The organism is Pelovirga terrestris, assembly GCF_014773365.1.
Lineage (GTDB): Bacteria > Desulfobacterota > Desulfuromonadia > Desulfuromonadales > Geopsychrobacteraceae > Pelovirga > Pelovirga terrestris.
In genome coordinates this window covers 36,403-62,255 of the sequence record NZ_JACWUN010000018.1, presented here as the reverse complement: position 1 = coordinate 62,255, position 25,853 = coordinate 36,403, and the positions used below count along the sequence as shown (strand labels likewise).

The 25,853-nt window shown below is 52.0% G+C and carries 23 protein-coding genes and 1 tRNA gene; 10 read left to right on the top strand and 14 right to left on the bottom strand.

The genetic code is table 11. The features are described 5' to 3' along the window. Positions 1 to 184: 184 nt before the first annotated feature. Both ICT70_RS13500 and ICT70_RS13495 read right to left on the bottom strand, forming a co-directional pair. Complete coding sequence (locus ICT70_RS13500) at positions 185 to 1,771, bottom strand: acetyl-CoA hydrolase/transferase C-terminal domain-containing protein (protein ID WP_191157504.1); 1,587 nt, start codon at positions 1,769 to 1,771, stop codon at positions 185 to 187. 328 nt (positions 1,772 to 2,099) lie between these two features. Then, positions 2,100 to 2,846: an outer membrane protein assembly factor BamD gene (locus tag ICT70_RS13495; protein ID WP_191157502.1), complete on the bottom strand. Its 747-nt coding sequence runs from the start codon at positions 2,844 to 2,846 to the stop codon at positions 2,100 to 2,102. Between the two features lie 178 nt (positions 2,847 to 3,024). Between ICT70_RS13495 and crcB the strand changes: the two genes are divergently transcribed. The 4 genes from crcB to ICT70_RS13475 are packed head-to-tail and all read left to right on the top strand — an operon-like array spanning position 3,025 to position 5,561. Continuing rightward, the gene (gene crcB, locus ICT70_RS13490) at positions 3,025 to 3,399 is read left to right on the top strand and encodes a fluoride efflux transporter CrcB (protein ID WP_191157500.1); all 375 of its coding nucleotides are present in this window, start codon (positions 3,025 to 3,027) and stop codon (positions 3,397 to 3,399) included. A gap of 22 nt (positions 3,400 to 3,421) precedes the next feature. Continuing rightward, the gene (mnmM, locus tag ICT70_RS13485; protein ID WP_191157498.1) at positions 3,422 to 4,090 is read left to right on the top strand and encodes a tRNA 5-(aminomethyl)-2-thiouridylate-methyltransferase MnmM; all 669 of its coding nucleotides are present in this window, start codon (positions 3,422 to 3,424) and stop codon (positions 4,088 to 4,090) included. Further along, positions 4,066 to 4,980, top strand: coding sequence for an MlaA family lipoprotein (locus ICT70_RS13480; RefSeq protein ID WP_191157496.1), 915 nt, complete (start codon positions 4,066 to 4,068; stop codon positions 4,978 to 4,980). Before mnmM ends, ICT70_RS13480 begins: the two co-directional genes overlap by 25 nt. Continuing rightward, positions 4,971 to 5,561 carry an MlaC/ttg2D family ABC transporter substrate-binding protein gene (locus tag ICT70_RS13475; RefSeq protein WP_191157494.1) on the top strand — a complete coding sequence of 197 codons (591 nt, stop codon included), beginning with the start codon at positions 4,971 to 4,973 and terminating at the stop codon, positions 5,559 to 5,561. The genes ICT70_RS13480 and ICT70_RS13475 overlap by 10 nt, the downstream gene beginning before the upstream one ends. A gap of 341 nt (positions 5,562 to 5,902) precedes the next feature. Here ICT70_RS13475 and ICT70_RS13470 read toward each other — a convergent pair. The 8 genes from ICT70_RS13470 to ICT70_RS13435 form a co-directional block, all read right to left on the bottom strand. Continuing rightward, positions 5,903 to 5,979 (bottom strand) — tRNA-Pro (locus ICT70_RS13470). Positions 5,980 to 6,227: 248 nt separating this feature from the next. Continuing rightward, positions 6,228 to 7,994 carry a hypothetical protein gene (locus ICT70_RS13465; RefSeq protein WP_191157492.1) on the bottom strand — a complete coding sequence of 589 codons (1,767 nt, stop codon included), beginning with the start codon at positions 7,992 to 7,994 and terminating at the stop codon, positions 6,228 to 6,230. A gap of 392 nt (positions 7,995 to 8,386) precedes the next feature. Beyond that, positions 8,387 to 8,905, bottom strand: a complete 519-nt coding sequence (locus ICT70_RS13460) for a DUF4230 domain-containing protein (protein ID WP_191157490.1) — start codon at positions 8,903 to 8,905, stop codon at positions 8,387 to 8,389. After that, positions 8,902 to 9,186 carry a hypothetical protein gene (locus tag ICT70_RS13455; protein ID WP_191157488.1) on the bottom strand — a complete coding sequence of 95 codons (285 nt, stop codon included), beginning with the start codon at positions 9,184 to 9,186 and terminating at the stop codon, positions 8,902 to 8,904. Before ICT70_RS13455 ends, ICT70_RS13460 begins: the two co-directional genes overlap by 4 nt. Beyond that, on the bottom strand, positions 9,186 to 9,398 hold the full coding sequence (locus ICT70_RS13450; protein ID WP_191157486.1) for a hypothetical protein: 213 nt from the start codon (positions 9,396 to 9,398) through the stop codon (positions 9,186 to 9,188). Before ICT70_RS13450 ends, ICT70_RS13455 begins: the two co-directional genes overlap by 1 nt. 603 nt (positions 9,399 to 10,001) lie before the next feature. After that, entirely contained in the window at positions 10,002 to 10,466 is a 465-nt protein-coding gene (locus ICT70_RS13445; protein ID WP_191157484.1) for a Clp protease/crotonase-like domain-containing protein, read from the bottom strand. Continuing rightward, positions 10,432 to 10,827, bottom strand: a complete 396-nt coding sequence (locus ICT70_RS13440; protein WP_191157482.1) for a hypothetical protein — start codon at positions 10,825 to 10,827, stop codon at positions 10,432 to 10,434. The genes ICT70_RS13445 and ICT70_RS13440 overlap by 35 nt, the downstream gene beginning before the upstream one ends. A gap of 47 nt (positions 10,828 to 10,874) precedes the next feature. Continuing rightward, positions 10,875 to 11,201, bottom strand: a complete 327-nt coding sequence (locus tag ICT70_RS13435; RefSeq protein ID WP_191157480.1) for a hypothetical protein — start codon at positions 11,199 to 11,201, stop codon at positions 10,875 to 10,877. A 100-nt stretch (positions 11,202 to 11,301) separates the two neighbouring features. On the opposite strand from ICT70_RS13435, the gene ICT70_RS13430 reads away from it, so the two are divergent. Then, complete coding sequence (locus ICT70_RS13430) at positions 11,302 to 12,537, top strand: ISL3 family transposase (protein WP_191157478.1); 1,236 nt, start codon at positions 11,302 to 11,304, stop codon at positions 12,535 to 12,537. A gap of 107 nt (positions 12,538 to 12,644) precedes the next feature. On the opposite strand, the gene ICT70_RS13425 is transcribed toward ICT70_RS13430, so the two are convergent. The 3 genes from ICT70_RS13425 to ICT70_RS13415 all read right to left on the bottom strand — a co-directional run bounded on the left by ICT70_RS13425 (position 12,645) and on the right by ICT70_RS13415 (position 15,452). After that, positions 12,645 to 13,319 carry a hypothetical protein gene (locus tag ICT70_RS13425; RefSeq protein ID WP_191157477.1) on the bottom strand — a complete coding sequence of 225 codons (675 nt, stop codon included), beginning with the start codon at positions 13,317 to 13,319 and terminating at the stop codon, positions 12,645 to 12,647. Positions 13,320 to 13,797: 478 nt separating this feature from the next. Next, positions 13,798 to 14,970 carry a tyrosine-type recombinase/integrase gene (locus ICT70_RS13420; protein ID WP_191157476.1) on the bottom strand — a complete coding sequence of 391 codons (1,173 nt, stop codon included), beginning with the start codon at positions 14,968 to 14,970 and terminating at the stop codon, positions 13,798 to 13,800. Positions 14,971 to 15,119: 149 nt separating this feature from the next. After that, the gene (locus ICT70_RS13415) at positions 15,120 to 15,452 is read right to left on the bottom strand and encodes a hypothetical protein (RefSeq protein ID WP_191157475.1); all 333 of its coding nucleotides are present in this window, start codon (positions 15,450 to 15,452) and stop codon (positions 15,120 to 15,122) included. Between the two features lie 127 nt (positions 15,453 to 15,579). On the opposite strand from ICT70_RS13415, the gene ICT70_RS13410 reads away from it, so the two are divergent. The 5 genes from ICT70_RS13410 (at position 15,580) to ICT70_RS13390 (ending at position 23,944) form a co-directional block, all read left to right on the top strand. Next, entirely contained in the window at positions 15,580 to 15,957 is a 378-nt protein-coding gene (locus ICT70_RS13410) for a calcium-binding protein (RefSeq protein ID WP_191157474.1), read from the top strand. Positions 15,958 to 16,554: 597 nt separating this feature from the next. Next, entirely contained in the window at positions 16,555 to 18,099 is a 1,545-nt protein-coding gene (locus ICT70_RS13405; RefSeq protein ID WP_191157473.1) for an ATP-binding protein, read from the top strand. Between the two features lie 287 nt (positions 18,100 to 18,386). Beyond that, positions 18,387 to 21,335 carry an insulinase family protein gene (locus ICT70_RS13400; protein ID WP_191157472.1) on the top strand — a complete coding sequence of 983 codons (2,949 nt, stop codon included), beginning with the start codon at positions 18,387 to 18,389 and terminating at the stop codon, positions 21,333 to 21,335. Between the two features lie 3 nt (positions 21,336 to 21,338). Continuing rightward, positions 21,339 to 23,510 carry a bifunctional 23S rRNA (guanine(2069)-N(7))-methyltransferase RlmK/23S rRNA (guanine(2445)-N(2))-methyltransferase RlmL gene (rlmKL, locus tag ICT70_RS13395; RefSeq protein ID WP_191157469.1) on the top strand — a complete coding sequence of 724 codons (2,172 nt, stop codon included), beginning with the start codon at positions 21,339 to 21,341 and terminating at the stop codon, positions 23,508 to 23,510. Continuing rightward, positions 23,507 to 23,944: an HIT domain-containing protein gene (locus ICT70_RS13390; protein WP_191157467.1), complete on the top strand. Its 438-nt coding sequence runs from the start codon at positions 23,507 to 23,509 to the stop codon at positions 23,942 to 23,944. Before rlmKL ends, ICT70_RS13390 begins: the two co-directional genes overlap by 4 nt. Before the next feature lie 10 nt (positions 23,945 to 23,954). On the opposite strand, the gene ettA is transcribed toward ICT70_RS13390, so the two are convergent. Beyond that, the gene (gene ettA, locus ICT70_RS13385) at positions 23,955 to 25,631 is read right to left on the bottom strand and encodes an energy-dependent translational throttle protein EttA (protein ID WP_191157465.1); all 1,677 of its coding nucleotides are present in this window, start codon (positions 25,629 to 25,631) and stop codon (positions 23,955 to 23,957) included. Positions 25,632 to 25,853: the final 222 nt, after the last annotated feature.

The window sequence follows — 25,853 nt, the reverse complement described above, 5'->3', positions numbered from 1 at the left end:
GTTCGGCTAGCGGTTCCCGTCATCAGGGTCCGCAGAGGACTTTCACCTCCAAGTCACCATTTGGTCACCACAGCCAAATGGATGGTGCTTGAGCACCACGCGCCCTGCCGGGCGCACATAAAAAAAGACCCCGCCGGAATTAATCCAGCGGGGTCATCGCATTAAAGCGTAAAACCTTTATCTGCTATTCACACAGGTCAATCTTGATATCCCAGTTCTTGATGCGCATGGTGCCGTTCTGGGCCAGATTCTGCTGCATCTTGAAGGCACGGTCGAACAGTTGTGGCTCGTGGCCGACACCTTTGGCCAGACACTCTTTCGTAGCCATTTCCAGATAATCATTGAGGATTGGCTTGTACTCAGGGTGCGCACATTTTTCGATGATGAGCTTGGCACGCTCTTTCGGTGCAACGCCACGCAGGTCGGCCAGGCCCTGCTCGGTCACCAGAACATCGAGGTCGTGCTCAGTATGGTCGATGTGTGGAGCCTTGGGAACTACGCAGGTGATGCCCATTGGATCGGTCTTGCTTGGGCGTACCGACGGGCTGTGCATCATCTTGATGTAGCCGTTACGCAGGAAGTCACCGGAACCACCAAGACCGTTGATCATCCGGGTACCGCCGACCAGGGTGGAGTTGGCGTGAGCGTAGATATCAAACTCAACCGGCGTGTTCATAGCGATAACCCCAAGGCGGCGAATGGGTTCCGGCGCGTTGGAGATCGACAGGGGACGCAGAACGATCTTGTCAAAATATTTTTCCCAGTTATCAAAGAAGCGCGGGAAACCGGGATTTTCCGACAGAGACAAAGAACAAGCCGAAGCAAAGTTCAGGTTGCCACCGTCAAAGAAGTCGAGCATGGTGTCCTGCAGGACCTCGGTGTAAACCGACAGGTTGGAGAATGGACCTTTAGCCAGACCACCGACAACGGCGTTGGCGATAGAGCCGACACCGGACTGCAGAGGGAGTAGGTTTTCGGGCAGACGGCCCATTTTCACTTCGTGGGCGAAAAACTCCATGATGTGGCCGGCAATGGCTTCGGAGGTGTCATCCATATCAGCGAAGGCACGGCCTTTGTCGCGGCGCTTGGATTCAACAATGGCGACAATTCTATCAGGATCACAAGGAACATAGGGGGTACCGATGCGGGTTTGTGCCTGGGTGATCAGGAAGGGCGCCCGATTTGGTGGCTTCTGCTGCATGGCAATGTCGTGGATCCCTTCAAAGGAAGGCTGTCCGGTGTTCACTTCGATGATGATTTTGTCGCACAGATGCAGAGCTTCGGCAACGATACCGCAGGAGGTGGTCAGGGACAGGCCACAGTCTTCGGTAATTGCAGAAACCTCAACAATACCGATATCATAGCGACCGTTTTTGGTATAGAAACCATAACCGGCATCCTGGGCAAAATGACCAAGGTGCTTGTCACCCATGCGGATGCGTCCTTCGTTGATCCCTTTGGCGATATTTTTACCGGTTTGGTACGGCCAACGACGATCAATCATGTCGAGGGTTGCCCAACGATCTTCCGTTTCAGCACCCACTGACGCACCGATAAACAGATTGAACTTCCACTTGCCCTGAAGATTATTCGCTTCGACATGGTCAGCCAAGGCGATTGGCACGGCCTTCGGGTAGCCGGCGGGAGTAAACCCGGACCACAACAGGTTTTGACCTGGTGTGAAAAACTCGATGCATTCTTCTGGAGTCCTTACTTTGCTGAGCAGGGACTTGCGGCGTACACGATCCTCAAGTGTTCCGAATTCGGACATTCTCTCTCCTCCTGTCACGGGAATCAGTGGTGCGACATGCACCAGTTAAAGCGCTGTTAAAACAGTGCTATGTTCAGCTATATGCGGTCTAACGTATTGACTTTAAAAGAGAAGTTAAATTGCGAGACGGATTTTACCGATATTTTACGCAATCAGGTCTCCGGCTCGAAAATAACAGCGTTTCTTATATACTGGTGAAGTCCGGCAAGTCAAGGGAAAATCTGGATATCAGGTGTTAAATTATCATTTCTGGTAAAAAAATACCCGGGCCGTTAGAGCGGCTCCGGGCAGACAAAATAAATCTTAATCCGTATTAGCTGATCATGGGTCAGCTTTTCTCCCCAAGCAACTTAAACGCCTTGTCGTAATAAGTGCTGGCTGGAAACTCCTTAACCAGTTGGGTAAGAATCTGCTGGGCCTCGGTTGTTTGTCCGGCTGCCAGATAGGCGCGTCCAAGAAAAAAGAAAGCCTCGTCACGATAATAGTATTCGGGAAACTGGGTCAGGATATTCTCCAGGCGTTGAATCGCCGGCCGGTAGTGCTTGCGTTGCAGATAAAATCTGCCGACATACACTTCGTGGTCTGCCAGTCGCGTTCTAGCTCGCAAGGCCAGCTGTTCCGCCTGAGCAGCATTGGGATCGTTGGGGTACTTGCGCAAAAAATCTTCGAAGGTGTTGAGGGCATTGCGCGTGTTGGTCTGGTCACGATCGCGCGAAAGAATCTGGCGGTAGTAGCTCTGGCCGAGACGGAATAAAATCGTCGAAGCCCGAAAGTCCTCAGGGTAACGTCGCAGAAATTCTTTGTAACTGGTCGCCGCTTCAGGGTAGCGTTCTGCCAGATAGTAGGTTTCGGCTATCTTGAGCTCTGCCAGCATGCTCAGCTCAGGGGTATAATAAGCATCACGCACCTGCTCCCAGGCGGTGAGGGCATCTTCCCACAGGCCCCGTTCTAAAAGGCGCTCTGCTGACTGGAACAGCTTCTCTGCGTTCTGTTCCGGGGTGGGGCGGGAGCTGCTGCAGGCGCTGGACAGGATAATGATCAGGATCAGGATAGAGAGTTTAAAAAAACCGGTCATGCGGCTAGGCTCCTTCAAGTAATCGAACAACTGACACTGCTGCAACCTACGGAATCCGTAGCTTTTTGTCAATGATCTTGGCTGATGGTTATTGATCCCATCCCCTTGTTGACAGGTCCAGCCTACTTATTGATAATGACGCCACATTTTTACCGACTGCCGGAATGGCTGATTGTTTATGAAAATACTCTATATCGGACTGTTTGGCGGCCTTGGATGTATCGCGCGTTATCTGCTGACGATCTGGACGCAGCACCTGGCAGGGCGTGATTTTCCGTATGGAACAGTGCTGGTGAACGGGTTGGGATCGTTTCTACTCGGGTTGCTGCTCACCATGGGGATGCGTCAGTTTCCTGTTTCCCCTGATCTGCGTCTGGGTTTGTCGGTTGGTTTTCTTGGTGGCTTCACCACCTTCTCGACTTTTTCCTATCAGACCCTGATGTTGCTGGAAGAGGGGAATCACTGGCCGGCAGTTGCCAATGTTCTATTGAATGTGAGCTTGAGTCTGACTGGTGCTTTTGCCGGTATGCTGGTTGCGCGTCAACTTGTCTGAAATTGGGAGCTTGTCCTGAGTGATGAAACAGAATGCGAGCCATCAAGGTAGTTTGAGTCGTATTGTCCCCTGGAGTCATGAGCTGCTCGCCGAGGTGCTTTCTCCCGGCGATCTTGCTGTTGACCTGACGGCTGGTCGTGGTCAGGATACTCTGGCCCTATGGCAGATGGTTGGCGAGCAGGGGCAGGTCGTCGCTTTCGATGTGCAGCAGGATGCGCTGATACAGACGCAGCAACGTTTATCGGCAAGCGGCGCGACGGTGCGAATGGTAGATCAAGCCGGGCTACCCTTGTTGGCCAGCCGGCCCGGCGTTGATCTGCTTTATTGCTGTCATAGCCGTTATGCTGATATTGTCTTTAACGCTCCAACGGCCATTATCGCTAATCTGGGCTATTTACCCGGTGGTGATCAGCAGCTGATGACCCGGCCTGATACCACTCTGGCTGCCCTTCATCAGGCACTTGCCGGGCTTGCTGTCGGTGGAAGGATGGCGGTTGTGATCTATCCCGGGCATGTCGGTGGGGCTGAAGAGGCGATCTGTGTTGAACGCTTTTTTTCCGCCCTCGATAGCAATAAATACGATGTCTTACAGGTTCAGCTACCTAACCGTAACCAGGCTCCCGGCCTGTTGGTTGTGGAAAAACGAACCAGTATCAGGAGGGGAAGATGTTCATCCGTTTATTGCTACTGATTGTTGTCGTCGCCTTCAGCTTGACTGGTTGCGCTGCGACCCGATCTGGGCCATCCCAGGCAGATGCTAAGCTGCCAGCATCAACCTACGCGAACGGCTCAACCACTCAATCTGGTGACGATTTTTTAAATGCTGAGCCACAAAAGGGCCTGGATTCAGGTTTTGACGCAGATTTTGACGATTGGGATGCACCGATCAAGCTCATTGCTGACCCCTTTGAGCCGATTAATCGGGGGGTGTTCTGGGTCAACGACAAGCTCTATTTTTACCTGTTTAAACCATTAGCTCGTGGCTATGGTGCGATTGTTCCGCGTCCCGCCCGGGTTTCGGTGAGTAACTTTTTCAGTAATGTCGCTACCCCGGTACGCGTTGCCAACGCCTTGTTGCAGCTCAATCTGACTAATGTTGGGACCGAAACCTATCGCTTTATCGTTAATAGTACCATCGGTGTTGCGGGGTTATTCGATCCCGCTACCAGTGTCGCAGAGGTGCGACGGGCTCCGGCGGATTTTGGTCAGACCCTTGGGAAGTACGGTTTTGGCCATGGCTTTTATCTGGTGTTACCGATTGTCGGGCCATCCAGCCTGCGCGATGGTACCGGTACTTTTGTCGATTCGTATGTCGGCCCTGTTCGCTATGCCGGGTTGGCAACCGAAGACCTTCTCCTTGTCCGGGTGTTTGAATCAACCAACCGATTGTCACTCGATAGAGATACCTACGAGGGGATAAAACGTGATGCCCTGGACCCGTATCTGTTTATCCGGTCGGCCTACGCCCAACGCCGACTGGCACAAATTGGTGAACCGGTATATAATCTCAATATTCTTCAGGCTCCCGTTTTTGATAATGAATTCTTTAACCCTTTGGAGTGGTTTAATTTATGGCAATGATGAAAAAAATTATAATTACCATGTTGCTGTTTTTTCCGGCAGTTCCGGTTTTTGCCCAGCCCGATCCGCTTAATGCCGTCGAGTCGATGGTCAATTCGGTTCTGGAAATTCTCGACAATTCCAGCCTGAGTCTGGCTGAAAAAAAAGCACAGGTCAGTGGCCGCGCCCAACGCTTCCTCAGTATCGAATCCATGTCGCAACGCACCCTTGGGACCTATTGGAGCAGTGCCACCCAGGAACAGCGCGATCATTTTACCTATCTGTTTACCCGGATACTTGAAGAAACCTATTTGAACCGTATTGATGATTATAGCGGCGGAACGGTCAGGTATCTGCAGCAGCGCGTCAAGGATGATCGCGCCATCGTCGATACCTTGATTATTGCCGATGAGCTGCAGCTGCCGGTACAGTATCGCATGGTGTACGAACAGCAGAGTTGGCGGGTGTTTGATATTGTGATTGACGGCGTCAGCCTGATCATGAACTACCGAGCCAGCTACGCTGAGATCATTCGCAGTCAGGGTTATAACGGCCTTTTCCGCTTGATGGAAGAGCGGGTCACAGGTATGTCGACAAGCTGATCTTAAGGATGCTCCACGCTTATACCTGCTCAACGGAAGGCACAATCCAGTTTTTGGGTTGTGCCTTCTGCTTTTTTATTGGTGCTCGCTACGCTTCGAATCCTCTCTCATGCTATAAAAAAACGCCGACCAGATGGTCGACGTATTTTTTAATGGTCGGAGCGAGAGGATTCGCCTACTACGTCACCCGCATCCGGCGGGTTCCTGCGTAGGCTCCCCTGCGCTCGCTGACGCGGCCCTCCATGGCCGCTTTTCTGACATTAAGTCAGCGCTCGCTACGCTTCGAATCCTCTCTCATGCTATAAAAAAAACGCCGACCAGATGGTCGACGTATTTTTTAATGGTCGGAGCGAGAGGATTCGAACCTCCGACATCCTGGTCCCAAACCAGGCGCGCTACCAGACTGCGCTACGCTCCGAGGGCGATACAGGTAACACGGTGGAAACAAATATTCAATCTTTTTTTTGGCGGTAGGACAATATTAATCCTGCCCCTCTGGAGCCAAGGGAGCTGCCGGTGGATTGCCGGATGAATTTCTTGTGGTGAGTACCACCGGGGTGGATTCCCAAAGGAGCAAAGATACAGCGGAGCCATTGCTGACTCCGCCCTTAGTTTTACTTATATTCCATCAAGCATAATGACATACTATTGAAGAAGGAGTGAATCCTACCAATTGCCAGACAGTGGGCCATTGTAGGAGAATGTGGCCGCCCCGGCAGAAGTTGTGACAGTGCCGTTAATAATGTAATTTGGGCCGTTTCTTGAAATTGTGACGGTCCCGCCGGTTATCGAATATTCAGTGAGGATACTACCTCCTCCGAAGACAGATATGTCAGAGAATCCTGAAAATGTCCCAGCCGCTTCTGACGTCGACCACGTATAGGTTCCAGGATTGACAGAGTTTGTGGGGAAAAACATTTCGAGATAAACACCGCGACCATTCCAAGTTGTTGTTCCGCCCGGATTAACTTGGAAGGACGTCAGGAATAAGTCGATATTATACCCATCATTCAATGCACCATAGTTATCAAAATAAAGATATGATAATGGGGTAGTGGTCCCCAAAAAATTGAGATCATTTTCGCCACCGGTATCTCCACCGTTTTGCGTTGGACTGATGAAAAGATTATAAGTCCCACTAACATTGTCCCACTCATCAATGAACAAATAATATTCTTGACCTGCTATGAGAACTTCGTCCGGAGTACAGATTTCATCTGAGGTATTAAGGGAACTATCACAAAAATAAATTTCCTCATCGTCCCAATTTGGCGATTTCGAGAGCATCCATGATAAATCAGATTGGGCATTGGTGATTGCGATTGTATATGTACCAGTTACGGAAGGTATGAAAGAATACCTATCAGTTGCGTAGGCCTCTATTTGAAGGTTGTGTGTCTCGTTAATGGCAAGCTGACCTTTTTCAGTAACGGTATCTCCACCATCATTCTCGGAGGTACAGGTGCCGATATCGACCACGCCTGAATCATTGAACACTTTGATACAGTAGTCATCCTGGTTTTCCCCCAGCCAGAGATAGGCATGAGATCCGTTGCTACCGGTGAATTTGATGAGACCATCGTGGGCAGGAGCAAGATCATTGAAAGGCATAAAAATGACCTCCTCGGTTGCGAAGTCGACATATCCATGATCATTGCTATAGTATCTTCCACTGATAGTTAGTTCCGTTCCCCAGTGTGTACCGGTAACATCATATTTTTCGGCGGAATCCATCCTGTAGTTATTGAGCCAGTAAGTTCGTCCGGACGTTTCTTGCATGGTGATGTCAGTTGTCAAGACGATGCTGGTCATGTCGTTTTTATTGGTTGTGCCACCAATTTTTCCGTATAGAGCGTACCTATCGACGCCACTGACCATGTAAAGGGGATTCATCGTCATTGATACCTTGATCAAGTTCCCCTCTTCGACCAAAGAGAGGGTCATCTTGCCGTCAATGATGATGACGTCGCCCCCGTCCTCAGCGTTACAGTTGAAGAAGTTGATGTCTCCCTGTAGGCCGGTATTTGTTTCTTTGATAGTGTCCGTTGTGTATCCTGCCGGATAGTTATTGCAGAACTCCCAAGGTTCAAACACATTCAGCATGGTGATTTGGTTATCTGTTTGTGCCAAAAGAAGGGTTCGCGTCATTAAGGTCTTCAGGTGATAGGGATCCTCAATGCCAATTTCGGTGGTTGTAGATGTTTCCAAGGCTAAAGGGACAATGCTTTCGGAGTTTAGACCCTCGTAAGCACCCAAAACCAAAGTTTCGGCATTTTCTGCGTTGAGGTAGGCTTGGGATCGCTCACCGGTGTAACTCGTAGAGGCAAGGCTCTCGTTGCTACCACCACCTCCACCACCTCCACCGCAGGCGCCCAGAATTAAACTGACCATCGCAATTCCGACCAATAATAGCCTTGTCCACTTGTTCTTCATTTTTACCTCCTTGTGTATGGTGTTGCTTTTCAATGCAGTAAATAACAATGTTACACTTGCCACGGTGGCAGTTTGTAGATGGGGCCTGTGTTGTTTGATGAAAACAAAAACCGCCGGTCAGCACAAAGCCGAGATCGACGGTTAGATATTCTTGTGTGGTGTAGTTTTCATTTTGTCGTCCAATCGTCTTTTTTGAACTATACACATCCCATCTGAAAAATTTCTGACTGGAGAGGCCTAAATGAGAAAAAACGTAATCGTTTGTGAAAAATAATATTTCATCTCCCGGTTGAATTATCCCCAAAATTGAGCCTTTGAAGCTGACCATTGAACAATGCACGCTCACGACAAGGCACATAACGTTGCCTCTGTGTCGGTATAGAGCCGGTGGGTCAGTCGGCGAAGGTCAACTTCAGCTTCAAGCCGTGCCGGTGGGCCAACGCCGTGAAGTACTGCCGGGACAGGTTTCTGGTCATGGCGACGGTGCGGTGTTCGTAGTGGGCTTCGATTTCGTTCAGCCGCGACACCATCACGGCGTCTATGTCAATGGGGTTGCCGTTTTGATCCAGCGGTTGATAGGAAGGATGCGTGACCCGAACCGTCTTGATTTGGCGATCCACCGAGATCTTTTGCGGCTTGGGCAGCCGGACATAGAGATGGCCGTGGCGGACATCGATTTTCACCTCATCCAGCAAAAAGCCGTAGTAGACTCTGGCCACATCTTCCCGGACATAGTAATCATCACTGATGATCCGGTTCGGCTGATGGTGAGTGAAGACCAAGCCGTAGCTCACCTCCAGATGGGCAACCTGAGGGACATCCTCGATGATTGTGGCCAGCAGCAAGACGTCGCTTTGTTCCGCCATCCGGCGACCGGTCAGCAACAGCAGTAACACAAAGAGGATCTTCATGACGCCTCCGGTGGACACAGAACACGCAGGAAGCTGGCCAAGGTCTTCTGGCTGGAGCTATGATCGAGATGATCCTTGATGAATCGCCGACTGTCACGTTTATCGATCGCGCCCATGTCCCAGGTATCACACTCTTTGCGAAAATACTTACCCATGGCCGTGGATGATACCGCCTGGATGGTCAGGATCTTGGGCGGCGGCAGGACTGACAGTCCGCAGTAGTCTTTCTCGGTCAGATCGTAGCCCAGGCCGATCTCGTAGTGACGTAAGCAGTAACCCATCACCGCCGATGCTTCTTTGAACGGTACCAGTCGATCTCGCTTCCGATGCCTTCTTTGTATCGCACCAGAGGGGTATAGACAAAAGCCGTGAACAAGGCATCCACGGGTCGATAGCTGCATTGGTAATTTTTTGTGCTCAGCGGGAACAACTCCGCGTTCAGCAACAGCGAGGCAAGCAAGAGGATGATACAAACGACAATGATCTTTTTCATGGATTAACCTTTCTTTGGCAGGAGTAATGCGGACGCAGTGGGGCGGTGCAGAAACCCTCAAATTTGATCCGACTTGAGCCCCTCTTTGGTTATTTTTCATCGAGTTACGGCAAAATTTGTGCGGTACTGGCGGCATGTAAAATCGCACACCCCAGTGCCTGTGTATGGACGGCGGAACTCCCGGCATGGGGTCGGTCAGGGCGGAACTGGCCTCGGTGCAGCGTCGCCCGGTCTGGTGCCGAGGTTGCGAAAAGTTTCTGTGCCCCTGAGGGAGTGTGCGTCTGAGGGCTGACCGGCTGCCGGCGCACGGATCGGCGCACGGATCGATTTGCCATCCGTTCGGCGCAACCCCTCGAAGCGTATCGATTTTTCCGACGGCGCACGGATACTCGGATCGCGGGGGAAAAACTTTTTGGGGATGTCCGTGGGCCAGCAGCGGGGTCGTCGTTCGGGTCATTTTTTGTCTCCTCAACAGTATTTTTTTGAAAAAGTCCGAGTAGTCCGTGCAGTTCCGACTAACCCCTCGAAAAACCTCAACTTTCGGCGCACGGTGACCCAGTTTCGCTCCGTGCGTCACCGAGTGATCCGTGCGCCATCAGCCTGTCACTTGCCATCATCCTCCCACTGCACCGCTCCGCCGAAATACAGCTCGAACTCGGCACGCGCTTGCTCAAGAGATGGCAACCTATACCCTCTGGTGCGCTCGTGTTGTGCCTGCTTCTGAGTCCTTTCCGCACCGGGACACAGCCGCAACAAGTCTCTGGCAATGGTGTGAGCGTTGGGCTTGCGGAACAACTTGCGGTCAGCACTCTCGATGACACCCTCGATGATGCCGTTGGTGGCCACAAATTCTGGCCAACCATTGCAGCCGATTCTGCCCTCCTGCAAGCACTGGTACCACCACCCCTCAAAGGCTCCCAGACTCAGCAGCTTCTGCTCCATCAGCTCTGCCGTGACCGGTTTGTCGCGGATGTTGAACGCGGACAGATCCAAATTGAGCAAATCATGCACCAGCGCCTCAACACCGCCGCTTTCAATCTCGTGATGCAGGGCATTCCAGTACGCCATATCTCCTTTTTTCGCCGGCCAAATACTTATTCTCGACCTGAGTGATTAATCCCTCCGCCAAGAGTGCCGCCAGCACAAAACATTGGGTGTTGTTGGATTTGCCGATGAACAGCTTTTTGAAGACAGATGAGGTGAAGGGAACTTGCTTATCACTGATGGTTTCCAGCAGACTTTGAAGCGGGACATACTCCTTGTTGAAGAAGCCGCCGCCATCTATGTTCCCCTTGATACGGATATAAAGATTTTTCTCATCGTCGCAGCCGATCTGGTAGAGCAGGGTGGAATTACCTGAGAGGGACGAACATTTGGCTTCTTTGAGGATACGGTGAGGGGTGGTGTCTGATGTTTGTTTCTCGGTCATGATCATTCTCCTTTAGATGGTTTGAGGGTTTCCTTCATATAAGATGGTCAAAGCTCCGAAAGATGAGCTTCCAAGTTGGCCCTTATAGCCGATGACAACCACGGTCTGTCCGGTATGAGGAATTCAATAGCGAACTCGTTGTTGGTCAGATAAACGGCGTGGAACCAGCTACCAAGCCTGGAAACCCCCTCCCAGGGGATCTCGGCCAAGCGTCCCTTCAATTCCGGTAGATGGATATGGGTGTCTCCTTCTTCGATCAGCACCAGATAGCCTTGAAGATGTCCGGTCTTGCCGAAGTGCTCGCGGATGAACCGATTGAAGGAATGATCGGGGGTGAGTCGATCAAGGTCATACTTGTTCTTGAAGATCAGCATGGTGGCCTCCTTTGTGTGGGCAATAAAAGGCTCTTCGTCACTTTGAGTGGGTAGTGGTATAGTGAGTCACTAATTTCACTATCCGGAGGTTTACTGATTCATGCAACCTGAAGCTCTTTTTGGTCTGGCCCTTGGCATTGTTCCTCCTTGGGAAGTCACGAAGGTCGACTTTTCCACGGAATCAAATCGACTTGATATAACCATCGATTTCCAGAGTGGAGCAGCGTTTGCTTGTCCGGTTTGTGGTGCCCCTGCGCCAGCGTACGACACCACGGAGAAGCAATGGCGACATCTGAACTTCTTCCAGTATGAAGCATATCTTCATGCTCGTGTGCCCCGGGTTAAATGTCCCAATGACGGCTGCGGTGTGAAGCAGATTCAGGTTCCATGGGCACGTCCAGGTTCCGGCTTTACCTTGTTGTTTGAAGCCCTGGTGATGACCATGGCTCGTGACATGCCGGTAAATGTCATGGCCAGGCTGTTCTCGGTGACCGATACCCGTTTGTGGAGAATCATCAACGCCTATGTGGAACGCGCCAGAGCTAAGGAGGGTTTTTCCGACGTTAAGCGTATCGGCATCGATGAAACATCCGTTAAAAAGGGCCACAATTACGTCACTTTTTTCTTCGATCTTGACCAGAGAAAGCTCATGTTCGGCACCGAAGGCAAAGATAACGAAACCGTGAAGGAGTTTGTCGCCGACCTTAAGGAGCATGGCGGTGATCCGGAACTGATAACAGATGCAGCCATCGACATGTCAAAAGCCTTCATCAAAGGGGTCAAGGAGCAATTACCCAACGCTGTCACAACCTTCGACAAGTTTCATCTCATCAAGCTGATGAATGAAGCGCTGGGAAAAATCAGAGCAGAAGAGGCCAGGCAGTTCCCGGAATTCTTAAAGAAAACCCGCTTCCTCTTTCTGAAAAACCATGAAAACCTGACTCTTGAAGAGCAAGATCGAATCGACACCATGGTCGCCAATCAATGCCACAAAAGTATCGAGGCCTACACCCACAAACTGAACCTGCAAAATGTCTACTTCGCCGAAAACCGCCAAGAAGCGGAAATATTACTGAACCAATGGTGCAAAAAAACCAGCAAGAGCTGCATCGGTCTTATCCAGAAGATGGCCAAAACAGTAAAAGAGCACTGGGCTGGCATCCTGAGTCATTTTGACAGCGGGTTAACCACTGGCTATCTGGAAGGGATCAATAGTTTGATCCAGGCAGCCAAAGCAAGGGCACGTGGCTATCGTAATCCTCGCAACATGATTTCAATGGCCTACCTCATTGCGGGTAAGCTCAAGTTCGACAGGCTTTATCCTCTACCCACTTGAAACGACGAAGAGCCCAATAAAAAAGCCCCACCAGGAATAATTCCCGATGGGGCAAAGAAAAAAGCGGAGCCATTGCTGACTCCGCCTTGTATTTTGTTTAGTAAGGGCTAAGGAAATACGACTTTAGGCCAGTACTTTGGTCCAAAATCAGGGATCATTTCTTTCTTTCTTAAGACTGCACTAGTAGTAACTTCACCTTTGAAAAATAGTTCTTTCGGGCTCCCGATCGCTGTAAAAGGGATAGATATTTCAATTATTTCATTCACGGCTATAGTTGCCATATCTTGGACGTCAGGGCGCTCCATTGGTGAATGGATTTTCCATATGATCCATCCCTCTTCGTCGTCCCACCTTACCATTATTGTGAAGAAGTAAACGCTGCCATCTGAATCCTTATCGAAATGAATCTGATAGCCTTGCTGAACTGGCAGCCCAACGATAGGATCAACATCAGGTGTATCACCGGAAGCAAAAATGGGGTTGGGAATTCCATCATAGAAATCCATCATTATATACAAAGTGCTTCTGTCCGGACTGATTGCCATGGAGATACTTTTGGCATCAGTGCCAGTAAATTCTGAACTGCCATCTCCAGATTTATCGACGACCAAAGGCTCGATGTTATCCCAGTCACTCCCGTCCCCATCTACAATTATGTCAGCAACGGAAGCCAATTTCATCTCAATCTTATCACCTCCGCCCCCGCCTCCGCAGGCACCCAAGACAAGACTGCCCAATGCAATGACACACCATATCCACCGTTTCCATTTCCCTCTCATCATTTTCTCCTTTGGTTGTCTATCCGCGGGCGATGACTGTGGCAGACCCATGATTACAAATTGAGCGCTTAAATGGGCGCCCAGAATAAAAAACCGCCGGTCAGCACATGGGCCGACGGCGGTGGTGGTTTGATGGTTTGATCTCTGTTTTCACAGCCCCTCCCCTGTGAAAAATCAGGTGGATTTAAAGGAACAGTGTTTTAAAAAGGTAAGAAATAATTTTGAATTATGGGTGTTATTTTTTTGACATGTCAAGCTTATTTTTCAATGAGATACGAGATAATACTGAAGATGGAAACGGGGCAAACGCGTTTATCCTTGGAATGATTGATGATATTGCCGAGTCGTAGAGTGTATAATTTTTTTCGGGCTTCCTTAGCAGGCCAACTCCAAATTCAACTCCAAACAGAAAACGCCTCTTCCAATGAGGAGAGAGTTGTTGTTGATCGTGTATTCGCCCCCACCATCATCACCCACTGTTTCACAACCCACCCGCCATCTCCAGCATTTGGGAGACTTTTTCGGTGGCTTTTTGCAGGGAATCCTTGGAGAGGTGCGCATATCTCTGGGTCATGGAGGGGTCGGAATGGCCCAGCAGCTTTTGCACATCATAGAGACTGGCTCCGCTGGCGATGGCAATACTGGCAAAGGAATGGCGTAGATCGTGAACCCGCAAGCCACTGATGCCTGCCGCATCACACACTTTTTCGAAGGGTTTACGCAGATCATAGATGTAGCCCTTACGGGTACCCGCCCGTGAAGGAAACACATAATCACTGCTATTGTTGCGGGCCAATTCCCTCATCACCTCCATGGCTTTGGTATTGAGGATGACGGTACGGGAACGACCGTTCTTGGTGAGCGGAAGAAACACCATCCCTTCCTCCAGGCGTACCTGATGCCATTGCAGGGAGAGGATCTCATTCTTGCGACAACCGGTGAACAGCAACAACTTGATCGCCGCCACCGACAGTTGATCCTCATCCTGCTCCTCCAAGGCTTTGAGGAAGCGGGGTAACTCCTCCGGCTCCAGATAGCGTTCCCGTAACGGTGGTTGCTTGAACTTCTCCAGACCGGTGGCAGGGCTTTTTTCCAGCAATCCCCACATGACGGACAGATTGAACATTCTCTTGACCAGAATCAGATAATGGTTGGCACTGGTGGCCGAAGTCTTCTCCTTCACCTGACTGTGAAACAGGGTGATGTCTCTGGCCGTGATGGATGACAGGCGGTATTTCCCCAAGGCCGGAAGTATACGAGCATTCAGGGCGTATTGATCGTTCTTCCAGGTACGTTTATGGGACATGGCGTGAGGCAGATACATCTGGTCGGTAAATTGAGCAAAGGTCAGATGCAGTTGTTTCTGTTGTCGCTCTTCCGATGGGTCGATGGTTCTGGCCAGCAGGGCTTTGTGCTCACTTACCATCTTGCGGGCTTCCTGCAAAGACACATGCGGGAATTCTCCCAATGTCAGACATTTTTTGCGGCCCAGATAACGGTACCGATGTTGAAAGAATTTTCTTCCTCCTTTGGACACCCTTAACTTCAACCCGATGCAGTCACTATCTGAGTATTCGGCTTCGCGACTGACACTGTCCGGGTCTTGTGGAGGTAATGCCTCAAGGGCTTTCTTGGTAAAGGGAAAACGGCGCATATCTATTCTCCTTTTCTGTTGGTGCGACGATTTTTGAGTCTTGTGCGCTGGAACGGCAAAAGCAGACGTAGCAAGGCCTGAGCGAAAGGAGTGCCCCTTTGCTGGTCCTCCTCTGGGTCGGCGAGAAACTTTTTCTGTGAGGATAGGGTTCAGACAGTGGTCAGGAAGGGGAGGTGATGCGCCAGGGAGACGGGCAGAAAATAGACGGCATCGGTATAGATGATCCGGTAATAGCCAAAATGTTCATCACACACATGGACGTCTGTGCGGACGATCTCTTCGGGCGTGTCCAGTTCCGACAGCACAGAGACGTCATCTTCCGATAGCACCAGAAAGTTAAAGCCCTGATCTTCCAGCTCGTCTGCATCGCTGTATTTAAGCAGCTCATGGCGGCAGTACAGCAGATAGGCGGTGACTTCCCGGCACAGTTCAGGGTGGTGGGTCAACAGGTGGGTATCGTCCAGTTGGTGGATGTGGATCATAAATGGGCTCCTTTCTTGTGTTAGATTGTTCTCCAGACATAAAAATGCCCGCTTCCAAAATTGGGAAACGGGATGTTTAATGGTATAAACTGTGTGGGTCGAATTTTATCTGATCAGGGAGGAAGAAATGGTCGACGAATATGATGCTTCATGGGATGACGCCGATGATCATGACGCTTTTGAAAAGAAGTATCTGGAATGGCAGCAGCGATCCTGGGAGAACTGGCTAAGTAAGAACCTGGCCTTTCCTTTTGAGCTGGAGCGGGTGGAAGATGATGATGATGCTTATTTCACCGACATAGCCAAAACGGAACCGTTCCGACTCGGTCACAAGATGAAGGTCGTTAGCATAGAGGGCGAGGATGACTTGCACGGAATAATCGTTAAGGCAAAAGAGGGTAAGAAGACAGGGTTCGTGCCGCTGTGCGATCTGGAAGTGACATCCAAAGACGACGTCAATTACTGGCCGGTGCGTGAATACGTGGTCTGGTTCGCCAATCGCTGACGCGTCAATGTTCGTCCCATGACCGGACGGGTACCGGAGTCCTATCCCCGGACCGGAGAAGCGGACTTGCTGGATATGACTGACGGTTGCAACGTCAATGGCGACAGATATTTGGAGGTACTTTAGGTGTGGTGACCGGAGTTGGACCGGAGCAGAAGATAGCGGTCTCCGGGGTGAAGAATATGTGGTGCGGATAGGTATTACATAGGGAGAGGCATAAACAAAAATAGCCCCGAAGATAGGGGCTAAATTACTGAATTCATTGTTGAAGAAGTCCCAAACCAGGCGCGCTACCAGACTGCGCTACGCTCCGAGGGCGATACAGGTAACACGGTGGAAATAAATATTCAATCTTTTTTTTGGCGGTAGGACAATATTAATCCTGAGGTGGGCGAGAGTGGGTGAAGATTTTTTATGGTGTTGCCAGCAGTAAAGAAGCGCCAACGGGCCCCCAGTCTCTCGGCATGCTTTTAGTGGTGTGACAGGTTAGGCGGCCAATAGTCGTTTGACCTGATTGAACAAACAGGTATGATACTCACAGCACTGCCATGCCGGTATCAAATTGGTTCCGGTATGACGATCATCAGGAGGCCATCCATGACACAACTTGCCAAGCTCCCCATCGGGATTCAAACCTTCTCCAAAATTCGAGAAGGGGATTATGCCTACGTTGATAAAACCCCCCTGATTCATCGTTTGGTCACAGAGGGGAGCTATTACTTCCTCTCCCGTCCCCGACGCTTCGGTAAGAGCCTATTGGTCTCAACTCTGCAGGATTTATTTGAAGGGCGCAGGGAGCTTTTCAAAGGGCTCGATATCGAAGATAAGTGGGACTGGGAGACGACTCACCCGGTCATCAAGATCAGCTTCGGTGGAGTCGCCCGCAGTCTGGTCGACATGAAGCAAGATGTGACTAATGTCCTTGATGAAAACCAGCGACGCCTGGGGGTCACCTGTAACAAGCCAGACGATATCGGCGGCTGCTTCAAGCAATTGATCTGGGACGCTTATCAGCAGTGTGGGCAGAAGGTCGTTATCCTGGTCGACGAGTACGACAAGTTTATCGTTGATAATCTCGATCAACTTGACGTCGCCAGGCAGGGCAGGGATGTCCTGCGTGACATCTACTCGATCATCAAAGACAGCGATGCTTACATCAAGTTTGCCTTTCTCACTGGCGTCAGTAAATTCAGCAAAATGTCGGTCTTTAGTGGCCTGAACAACCTGGAGGATATTAGTTTAAGCCCGGACTATGCCACCATCTGCGGCTATACTGAAAAGGATCTGGATACGACTTTCGCTGCACATTTAGAGGGAGCCGATCGGGATGATGTACGGCGTTGGTACAACGGCTATAATTTTCTCGGCGAACCGGTTTATAACCCTTTCGATGTCCTGCTGTTTCTTAAGAATGGCCAGCAGTTCGATAACTATTGGTTTGCCTCAGGTACTCCGAACTTTCTGATCACTCTGATCCAGCAGAACAATTACTATATTCCCCAGCTGGATAATCTGAAGGTCAGCAAAAGCCTTATCGATAGTTCCGACATTGAAAACATTCAGCTGGAACCAATCCTGTTTCAGGCTGGTTATCTGACTATTAAAAAACAAACCCAGGTCGGTGCCCTCACCATGTTTGATCTGGGCTTCCCGAATCTGGAGACCCGCTCCGCATTTAATGAGCATATTCTGGACTATCTGGTTGGTCAGAGAGACGCATCCGCACGCTACCAGACAAAGATCCTCCAAACCCTGATGGCCGCTGATCTGGACGGCTTCGAGCAAACCCTGAAAAGCCTGTTCGCCGCCATCCCTTACAACAACTACGTCAACAACACCATCAGCAACTTCGAGGGCTACTACGCCAGCGTCATCTACGCCTACCTGGCCAGCCTTGGTCTCGACATCACCGCTGAAGACGTCACCAGCCTGGGGCGTATTGACCTGACCATCCGCCTGGATGATGTCATCTATATCCTGGAATTCAAGGTTGACGGCAGCGGTGACGCCCTGAAGCAGATCAGAGAACGCAACTACCAGCAGAAGTATCTGGCTGACGGGAAAAAGATCATACTGATTGGCATCGACTTTGATTCCAGCAGCCGCAACGTGACTGACTTTGCCTGGGAAGCGGTCAAGTAACAGCTGTCACTTGCTGAGCTCATTGAACAAGAGCGGCACCCCTGTCACATAGTGTTTTTGCCGCCATGGATGACGAAAATCGTCCCTTGACATAGGATTCCCGACCCGCTGCTGAACAGATACGGCGTTTTTTGCTTAGCCAGCGTATCGTCATGCTTTTTGCGAAAGCATTATTTTTCATAGCAGCACAGAATTGAGAACCGGTAATTTTATGGTAGATAAACAAGGGTGCGCAGAGTAGTTTGCTATCCCTGGTCCGATAATTTTTACGAAAAAGGAAATATTTTATGCAGCAGCAATTTTTTTCCGGTCAGAAGTTTCATGGTTTTGTCGTCAACCGGGTCGATGCCTTGCCGGATATTAACGCAACCATGGTGCGCTTAAACCATGAGAAAACCGGCGCGCGTTTTATGCATCTGGTGCGGGATGATGACAACAAGCTTTTTGGTGTCGGTTTCAGGACGCCGCCGGATGATTCGACCGGCGTGGCCCATATCCTTGAACATACGGTGTTGTGCGGTTCCGAGCGTTTTCCGGTGCGCGATCCGTTCTTCTCCATGCTCAAGCGCAGTCTCAACAGTTTCATGAACGCCATGACCGCCAGTGACTGGACCCTCTACCCGTTCTCCAGCATGAATCACAAGGATTTTCATAATTTGTTGGACATTTACCTTGATGCGGCCTTTTTCCCGCGGTTGCTTGAACGTGATTTCCGCCAGGAAGGACATCGTCTGGAATTCGCTGAAATGGAGGATCCCACATCAGCGCTGGAATACAAGGGGGTGGTGTACAACGAGATGAAAGGGGCCATGTCTGATCCCTCGTCCTTGTTGGGACGGCGCCTGACCCGCCATCTCTACCCAACTATCACCTATCGTCACAATTCCGGCGGTGAGCCGGAGGACATCCCGAACCTGACCTGGCAGCAGTTGCGCGATTTTCATGCCCGTTATTATCACCCGAGTAATTCCTGGTTTTTCAGCTACGGCAACCTGGATCTGGCCGAATTGCTCGGCATTGTCGAAGACCGGGTGCTGCAACGTTTTGAACGGATTGATCCCGACAGCGACGTGCCCCTGGAGCACCCCCTGTCCGAGCCTCTTCAGGTGCAGGAGTTTTATCCCCTTGATCCGGGCGAGCCCCTGGAGAAGCGTTCAATGGTGCAGCTAGCCTGGCTGACGGTCGACATCAATGACAGCTATGAGCGTCTGGCCTTGAACCTGTTATCGTCACTGTTGCTCGGAACCCCGGCGGCACCGCTGTACAAAGCGTTGCTTGATTCCGGTCTGGGTGCCAACCTGACCCCGGCAACCGGTTATCATGATGATTACCGCAACACCTTCTTCTCGGTTGGCTTGCAGGGAACTGATCCCGAGCATTGTCAGGCGATAGAAAAACTGGTGATCGATACCCTGGAGGAGGTGGCGCGGACCGGTTTTTCCGGCGAGCGGATAGAGGCGGCGATCCACCGTCTTGAGTTTGCTACCCGTGAGGTAAGCGGCGACTCCTACCCCTATGCCCTGTTGCTGTTGATGCGTCTGTTTGGACCCTGGTTGCATGGCGGCGATCCGCTGGATGTACTGAATTTTTCCGAGCAACTGGGGCGGCTGCGCAAGGATGTTGAACGGGGTGGTTTTTTCCAGGGGCTGATTCGCACCTGGCTGCTCGCTAATCCCCACCGTGTCACCTTGCTGTTGCAGCCGGATGCACAGATGGGAGCCCGCCAGGAAGCGGCGATTCGGGCCACCCTTGACGCCAGACAACAGCAACTGGACGAATCCCAACGGCAGCATCTGGTGGAAGAGGCAAAACAGTTGAAACTTGCGCAGGAAGCGCCGGAGGATCTGTCCTGCCTGCCAACCCTGACCCTTGCCGATATCCCGGCGGAAGAAGCGCCGGTTATCGTCAGCAAAGATGACCAGGAGCAAGTTGCTACCTACTGGTTCGATCAGCCAACCAACGGCATTGGTTATATAACCCTGAATTTTTCCATTGCGGGACTGACCTCAGAGCAACTGAACTATCTGCCGGTTTTTAGCAGCCTGCTCCCGCAGGTTGGTGCTGGAGGACGCACTTATCTGGAGATGGCTGAAGCGATGGAGGCGGTTACCGGCGGCATCTCCGCGCGCACCTCACTGCTGGATGACCCTGCCGATCTTGATCAATTTGACGCCGGATTTGAGCTTAAAGGTAAAGCCCTGGTGCGCAATAGCGTTGCGCTGATGGAGTTGTTACAGGACTTTATCCTGACGCCGGATTTTTCTGACCTGAATCGTCTGCATAAGGTGCTTGGTCAGATGCAGGTCTCGATGGAAAACTCAGTGCCGCAATCCGGGCATACCTATGCTGCCCGCATGGCCGCGGCTGGACTGTCCCCTGCCGCGAAACTGCGCGAACAGTGGTCGGGACTGTCGCAGATTGCCCTGGTCCGGGAGTTGGCGGCCAAATCAGTTGATGCCCTGGATACGTTGGCGGCCATGCTGACGTCGATTGCCCAATCCTTGTTTTCTCCGGCCCGACTGCAGGTTGCCGTTGCCGTCGAAGAGCAGCATTTCCCTTCTTTCGAAGGGGCCTTGGCGACGCTGCTGGAAAGCTTGAATTGCTCCACCCCGGTTGCTCCTGCAGCACTGCAGCCATTCAGTGGTCAAGTGAAGCGCCACGGCCTGGTCTGGTCCCTGCCGGTTCAATATGTTACCCGTGTGTTTAAAACCGTGCCCTACCGTGACCCTGACAGTGCGCCCTTGACGGTGCTGGCGCGTTTGCTGCGGGCGGAGTTTCTTCATCGGGAGATCCGTGAGAAGGGGGGAGCTTATGGTGGTATGGCCGGTCACAACAGTGGCGCCGGCCTGTTCAGTATGCTGTCCTATCGTGATCCACAGCTGGAGCGTACTCTCAAGGTTTTTGATGAGGCCATTGACTGGATCGTCAGTGGTCAATTCGAAGATGTCTCGGTCGAAGAGGCGATTCTGGCGGTCTTCAGCGATCTCGATAAGCCCCTGTCACCGTCTGGTCTGGCTGCTCACGAATTTGCCTGTTTACGCCGGGGGATTACCCTGGAAATGCGCAACGACTTCCGCCGGCAATTGCTCAAGGTTGACGCTGCTGCCCTGATCCGGGTTGCCAAACGCTACCTGCAGGATGGCGAGAGCGCCGTGGCGGTATTGGCCGGCGAGTCGGCATTGAAGCGGGCGAATGAGAATTTAGGGGAGATGGGGCTGGACATCCGCCGGATTTAAACGATGAAAAACAACAAACAATCATTATTTGTCACCGCCGCCCTCGGACTGGAACCACTGCTGGTTGAGGAGTTGCTCGGCCTTGGTTTGGATGAGGTTAAGCAGGAGCGGGCCGGGGTCCGTTGTCACGGCAGTCTGGCCGATGCCTATCGGATCTGTATGTGGTCGCGTCTGGCCAGTCGGGTCTTGTTGCCGCTGACACAGTTTGCCGCCGCGGATCCTGATCAGCTCTATGCCGGGGTGCAGGGTGTCGATTGGTCGGAACACATGGATGCAGATTCAACCCTGGCGATCGACTGTGCCACCAGCAAATCGCAGATAACCCACTCGCGCTATGCCGAACAGAAAACCAAGGACGCTATCGTCGATCAATTCCGGGTCCGCACCGGGGCACGTCCATCTGTGAGCCTCGAGCGCCCTGACGTTCGCCTGAATCTCTATCTCTATCAGGATCAGGCAAGTTTGAGCCTTGATCTGTCCGGTGAAAGTTTGCACCGCCGTGGTTACCGTGTTGACGGTGTCCATGCTCCGCTGAAAGAAAACCTCGCCGCCGGGATGTTGTTGCGTTGCGGTTGGCCGCAGATTAGTGCGGCCGGGGGCGCCCTGGTTGATCCCCTCTGTGGTTCCGGCACGTTGCCGCTGGAAGCGGCGCTGATGGCAACCAACACGGCTCCGGGATTGTTGCGTACCTATTACGGCTTTCTGGGATGGAAACAGCACCAGGATGCCATCTGGCAGGAGGTACGGCAGGCTGCCGATGAGAAACACCAGGTTGGCATCGCCGTGCTGAAGGTGCCGATTATTGGTTATGATGCCGATCCGCGGGCGATTCGTGCGGCCTGGGATCACGCCCGTCAGGCGGGGATGGATAAACTGATTCATTTTGAGCGCCGCCGCCTGGACGAGTTTGTTCCTCCTTCCGGCGTACGCAGCGGTCTGTTGATTGCCAATCCGCCCTACGGCGAGCGCCTTGGCAACAGCGATGAGCTGGCGCCCCTGTATAACCAGCTGGGTCAGGTGATGGCGCAGCAATGCCCGGGGTGGCACGCTGGGGTGATTACCAGTGAGCAGGAGTTGGGCCGGGCCATCGGCCTGCGCGCTGACAAGATCAATGTGCTTTATAACGGCGCGTTGAAATGTCAGCTCCTGCAGTTTGTTTTAAACGCCGATAATCACTGGCAATCCCTGAGCGAGAAGGCGCAACGGGTGGCCCGGAAGCCTCTGTCGGCGGGAGCAGAAATGTTTGCCAACCGCTTGCGCAAAAATCTGAAGAAACTTGGCAAGTGGGCGCAGCGTGAAGGGGTTGATTGCTACCGTCTGTACGATGCTGACCTGCCGGAATACGCAGTGGCAGTGGATCTTTATGGTGACGAGGTGCATCTGCAGGAATATCGTGCGCCGAGCAGCATCGATCCGGACAAGGCCGCCGAGCGCATCCGCGACGTTCTTGCTGCGTTGCCACGGGTACTGGACATTACCCCGGATCAGATTCATCTGAAAGTTCGCCGGCAGCAAAAGGGCACCGATCAGTACGAAAAGCAGGCCCGTCGCGGAATATTGAAAGAGGTCCATGAAGGTAATTGCCGGTTTCTGGTGAACTTGACCGATTACCTCGATACCGGCCTGTTTCTTGATCACCGTATGACGCGCCGGAAGATTCAGTCCATGGCGGCCGGCAAGCGTTTTCTCAACCTCTTTGGCTATACCGGAGCAGCAACGGTTCATGCCCTTAAAGGGGGAGCCTCGGCGACGACAACGGTCGATATGTCGCGTACCTATCTTGACTGGGCGCGCAGGAATATCGAACTAAATGGTTTCCCCGGCAACCGCCAGGAATTTGTTCAGGCTGATTGCCTGGCCTGGCTGGAACAGGCGCAGACGCACCGTGCCGGGGTCTTTGACCTGATCTTTCTTGATCCACCGTCCTTCTCCAACTCCAAATCGATGGCAACCACCTTTGATGTGCAACGTGACCATGTTGAGCTGCTGCGTCACACCTTGCGGTTGCTGGCCGATGGTGGACAACTGATTTTTTCCACCAACCTGCGCACCTTCCAGATGGCGGTCGAGGCTTTTGATGACCTTTCCCTGGAAAACATCACGGCATCGACCTTGCCTGCAGATTTCGCCCGTAATCCGCGTATACATCAGTGCTGGTTGATAAGAAAAATATGAGAAATTCGCTTGGAACCAAGCCTGTATTCAGGCTCGATGAGCGTTTGCAGCGCGATACCTTTCCGGTTGCAAGCCTGACCTTGTGTGAACTGCTGCTGTCGAACAACGCCCATTACCCCTGGTTGATTCTGGTCCCCAGACGTGAGGGTATCACTGAAATTTATCAGCTTGAGCCGGCTGATCGTGACCAGTTATGGCGCGAGAGTCATCAGGTATCCGTGTGGATGGCGAACCACTTCCAGTTTGACAAGCTGAATATCGGCGCATTGGGCAATGTGGTCAGCCAGTTACACCTGCACCATGTTGGTCGCAGGCAGAACGATCCGGCCTGGCCGGGACCGGTGTGGGGGCATGGCGCGTCAATCGGTTACGGCTCGGATCAGGTTGAAAAAATAAAGCGCGCTTTCCCTGGACAGCTGTGTTTTTCCGCCTGAATGTGTTTGTTTACTGCCGAGTCAAGTTGCGATACCTGATCCGATGGGGCTGATCGGCCTCCTTGCCGAGGCGACGTTTGCGGTCGGCTTCGTAATCGGAATAGTTCCCCTCAAACCACACCACCTGTGAATCCCCTTCAAATGCGAGAATATGGGTGGCGATGCGGTCTAAAAACCAGCGATCGTGGCTGATAATGACTGCGCAACCGGCAAAGTTTTCCAGTCCTTCCTCCAGCGCCCGCAGGGTGTTAACATCGAGATCGTTGGTTGGTTCGTCCAGCAGCAGAACGTTGGCCTCTTCGCGCAGCATCTTGGCCAGATGAACACGGTTGCGCTCGCCACCGGAGAGTACGCCGACCTTTTTCTGCTGATCGGAGCCGGAGAAGTTGAAGCGGGCGACATAAGCGCGGGAATTGACGGAAACGCCACCCATCTGGATAATATCCTGACCATCGCAGATCTCTTCCCAGATGGTTTTGTCAGGGTTGAGTTTCCGGCTCTGGTCGACATAGCCCAGACGTACTGATTCGCCGACCTTGAAGCTGCCGCTGTCGGGCTGTTCTTCGCCGATAATCATCTTGAACAGGGTTGATTTGCCGGCGCCGTTGGGGCCAATGACACCAACGATGCCACCGGGAGGTAAGCGGAAGCTTAGCTTGTCGATGAGCAGGCGTTCGTCGAACCCCTTGCTGATCTGCTGCGCTTCAACCACCAGGTCTCCCAGCCGTGGCCCTGACGGAATATAGAGTTCCAGCTGTTTTTCCTTTTCCTGGGCAGCGTTGCCGAGGAGTTTTTCGTAGGAGGTGATGCGCGCCTTGGATTTGGCCTGACGCCCTTTGGGCGACATGCGGATCCACTCGAGCTCGCGTTGCAGGGTCTGCTGACGCTTGCTTTCGGATTTTTCCTCGCGCCGCAGGCGTTCCTGCTTCTGCTCCAGCCAGCTTGAGTAGTTGCCTTTCCACGGAATGCCGTGGCCGCGGTCGAGCTCGAGGATCCAGCCGGCGACATTGTCAAGAAAATAGCGGTCGTGAGTGACAGCGATGACGGTGCCCTGGTAGCGTTGCAGGTGCTGCTCGAGCCAGTTGACGGTTTCGGCATCAAGGTGGTTGGTCGGTTCATCCAGCAGCAGAATGTCTGGTTTTTGCAACAGCAAGCGGCACAGGGCGACGCGGCGCTTTTCCCCACCGGAAAGCACCTTGATCGAGGTCTCCGGGGGGGGACAACGTAAGGCTTCCTCTGCTAACTCCAGACGTGAATCAAGTTCCCAGGCATCAGCGGCATCGAGTTGATCCTGCACCTTGGCCTGGCGTTCCAGCAGTTTGTCCATGTCGCAGTCAGGATCAGCAAAAGCGTTATTGATGGCTTCAAATTCCGCCAGCAGATCAACGACTTCTTGCACCCCTTCCTGGACAATTTCACGCACGGTCTTACTCTCATCGAGCTGCGGCTCTTGTTCCAGATAGCCGACCGTATAGCCGGCAGACAGGGCAACCTCACCGTTAAATTCCGTGTCGACCCCGGCCATGATCCGTAACAGGGTCGATTTACCCGAACCGTTCAGACCGAGCACCCCGATTTTGGCACCATAATAATAGGACAGGGAAATGTCCTTGATGATTGGCTGCTTGTTGTAGTTTTTGCTGACGCGCATCATCGAGTAGATGATTTTTTTTGTGTCTTCGCTCATATTTTGGCCCTTTGAATGAATATAAAATGAAACAGGCAGCAAGCGTCTGCCGCTGTATTATGGTTGTTTGTCCAAAGCAGGGACTATATAGCAGATATCTGCCCCTCGCAAGGGGCGACGCGCGGGCAGTCAGCAAAAAAAGCGGGATGAACACCCCCCCCTTTGGCATGACCATCCTGAATTTTTCCGCCCCTTGCATTAAGGTTTCATTTGATGCTAAAT

Coding starts and splice junctions, on each gene's coding strand:
- ICT70_RS13500 (WP_191157504.1), bottom strand. CDS start 1,771: ATGTCCGAATTCGGAACACTTGAGGATCGTGTACGCCGCAAGTCCCTG.
- ICT70_RS13495 (WP_191157502.1), bottom strand. CDS start 2,846: ATGACCGGTTTTTTTAAACTCTCTATCCTGATCCTGATCATTATCCTG.
- crcB (WP_191157500.1), top strand. CDS start 3,025: ATGAAAATACTCTATATCGGACTGTTTGGCGGCCTTGGATGTATCGCG.
- mnmM (WP_191157498.1), top strand. CDS start 3,422: ATGAAACAGAATGCGAGCCATCAAGGTAGTTTGAGTCGTATTGTCCCC.
- ICT70_RS13480 (WP_191157496.1), top strand. CDS start 4,066: ATGTTCATCCGTTTATTGCTACTGATTGTTGTCGTCGCCTTCAGCTTG.
- ICT70_RS13475 (WP_191157494.1), top strand. CDS start 4,971: ATGGCAATGATGAAAAAAATTATAATTACCATGTTGCTGTTTTTTCCG.
- ICT70_RS13465 (WP_191157492.1), bottom strand. CDS start 7,994: ATGAAGAACAAGTGGACAAGGCTATTATTGGTCGGAATTGCGATGGTC.
- ICT70_RS13460 (WP_191157490.1), bottom strand. CDS start 8,905: ATGAAGATCCTCTTTGTGTTACTGCTGTTGCTGACCGGTCGCCGGATG.
- ICT70_RS13455 (WP_191157488.1), bottom strand. CDS start 9,186: ATGGGTTACTGCTTACGTCACTACGAGATCGGCCTGGGCTACGATCTG.
- ICT70_RS13450 (WP_191157486.1), bottom strand. CDS start 9,398: ATGAAAAAGATCATTGTCGTTTGTATCATCCTCTTGCTTGCCTCGCTG.
- ICT70_RS13445 (WP_191157484.1), bottom strand. CDS start 10,466: ATGGCGTACTGGAATGCCCTGCATCACGAGATTGAAAGCGGCGGTGTT.
- ICT70_RS13440 (WP_191157482.1), bottom strand. CDS start 10,827: ATGACCGAGAAACAAACATCAGACACCACCCCTCACCGTATCCTCAAA.
- ICT70_RS13435 (WP_191157480.1), bottom strand. CDS start 11,201: ATGCTGATCTTCAAGAACAAGTATGACCTTGATCGACTCACCCCCGAT.
- ICT70_RS13430 (WP_191157478.1), top strand. CDS start 11,302: ATGCAACCTGAAGCTCTTTTTGGTCTGGCCCTTGGCATTGTTCCTCCT.
- ICT70_RS13425 (WP_191157477.1), bottom strand. CDS start 13,319: ATGATGAGAGGGAAATGGAAACGGTGGATATGGTGTGTCATTGCATTG.
- ICT70_RS13420 (WP_191157476.1), bottom strand. CDS start 14,970: ATGCGCCGTTTTCCCTTTACCAAGAAAGCCCTTGAGGCATTACCTCCA.
- ICT70_RS13415 (WP_191157475.1), bottom strand. CDS start 15,452: ATGATCCACATCCACCAACTGGACGATACCCACCTGTTGACCCACCAC.
- ICT70_RS13410 (WP_191157474.1), top strand. CDS start 15,580: ATGGTCGACGAATATGATGCTTCATGGGATGACGCCGATGATCATGAC.
- ICT70_RS13405 (WP_191157473.1), top strand. CDS start 16,555: ATGACACAACTTGCCAAGCTCCCCATCGGGATTCAAACCTTCTCCAAA.
- ICT70_RS13400 (WP_191157472.1), top strand. CDS start 18,387: ATGCAGCAGCAATTTTTTTCCGGTCAGAAGTTTCATGGTTTTGTCGTC.
- rlmKL (WP_191157469.1), top strand. CDS start 21,339: ATGAAAAACAACAAACAATCATTATTTGTCACCGCCGCCCTCGGACTG.
- ICT70_RS13390 (WP_191157467.1), top strand. CDS start 23,507: ATGAGAAATTCGCTTGGAACCAAGCCTGTATTCAGGCTCGATGAGCGT.
- ettA (WP_191157465.1), bottom strand. CDS start 25,631: ATGAGCGAAGACACAAAAAAAATCATCTACTCGATGATGCGCGTCAGC.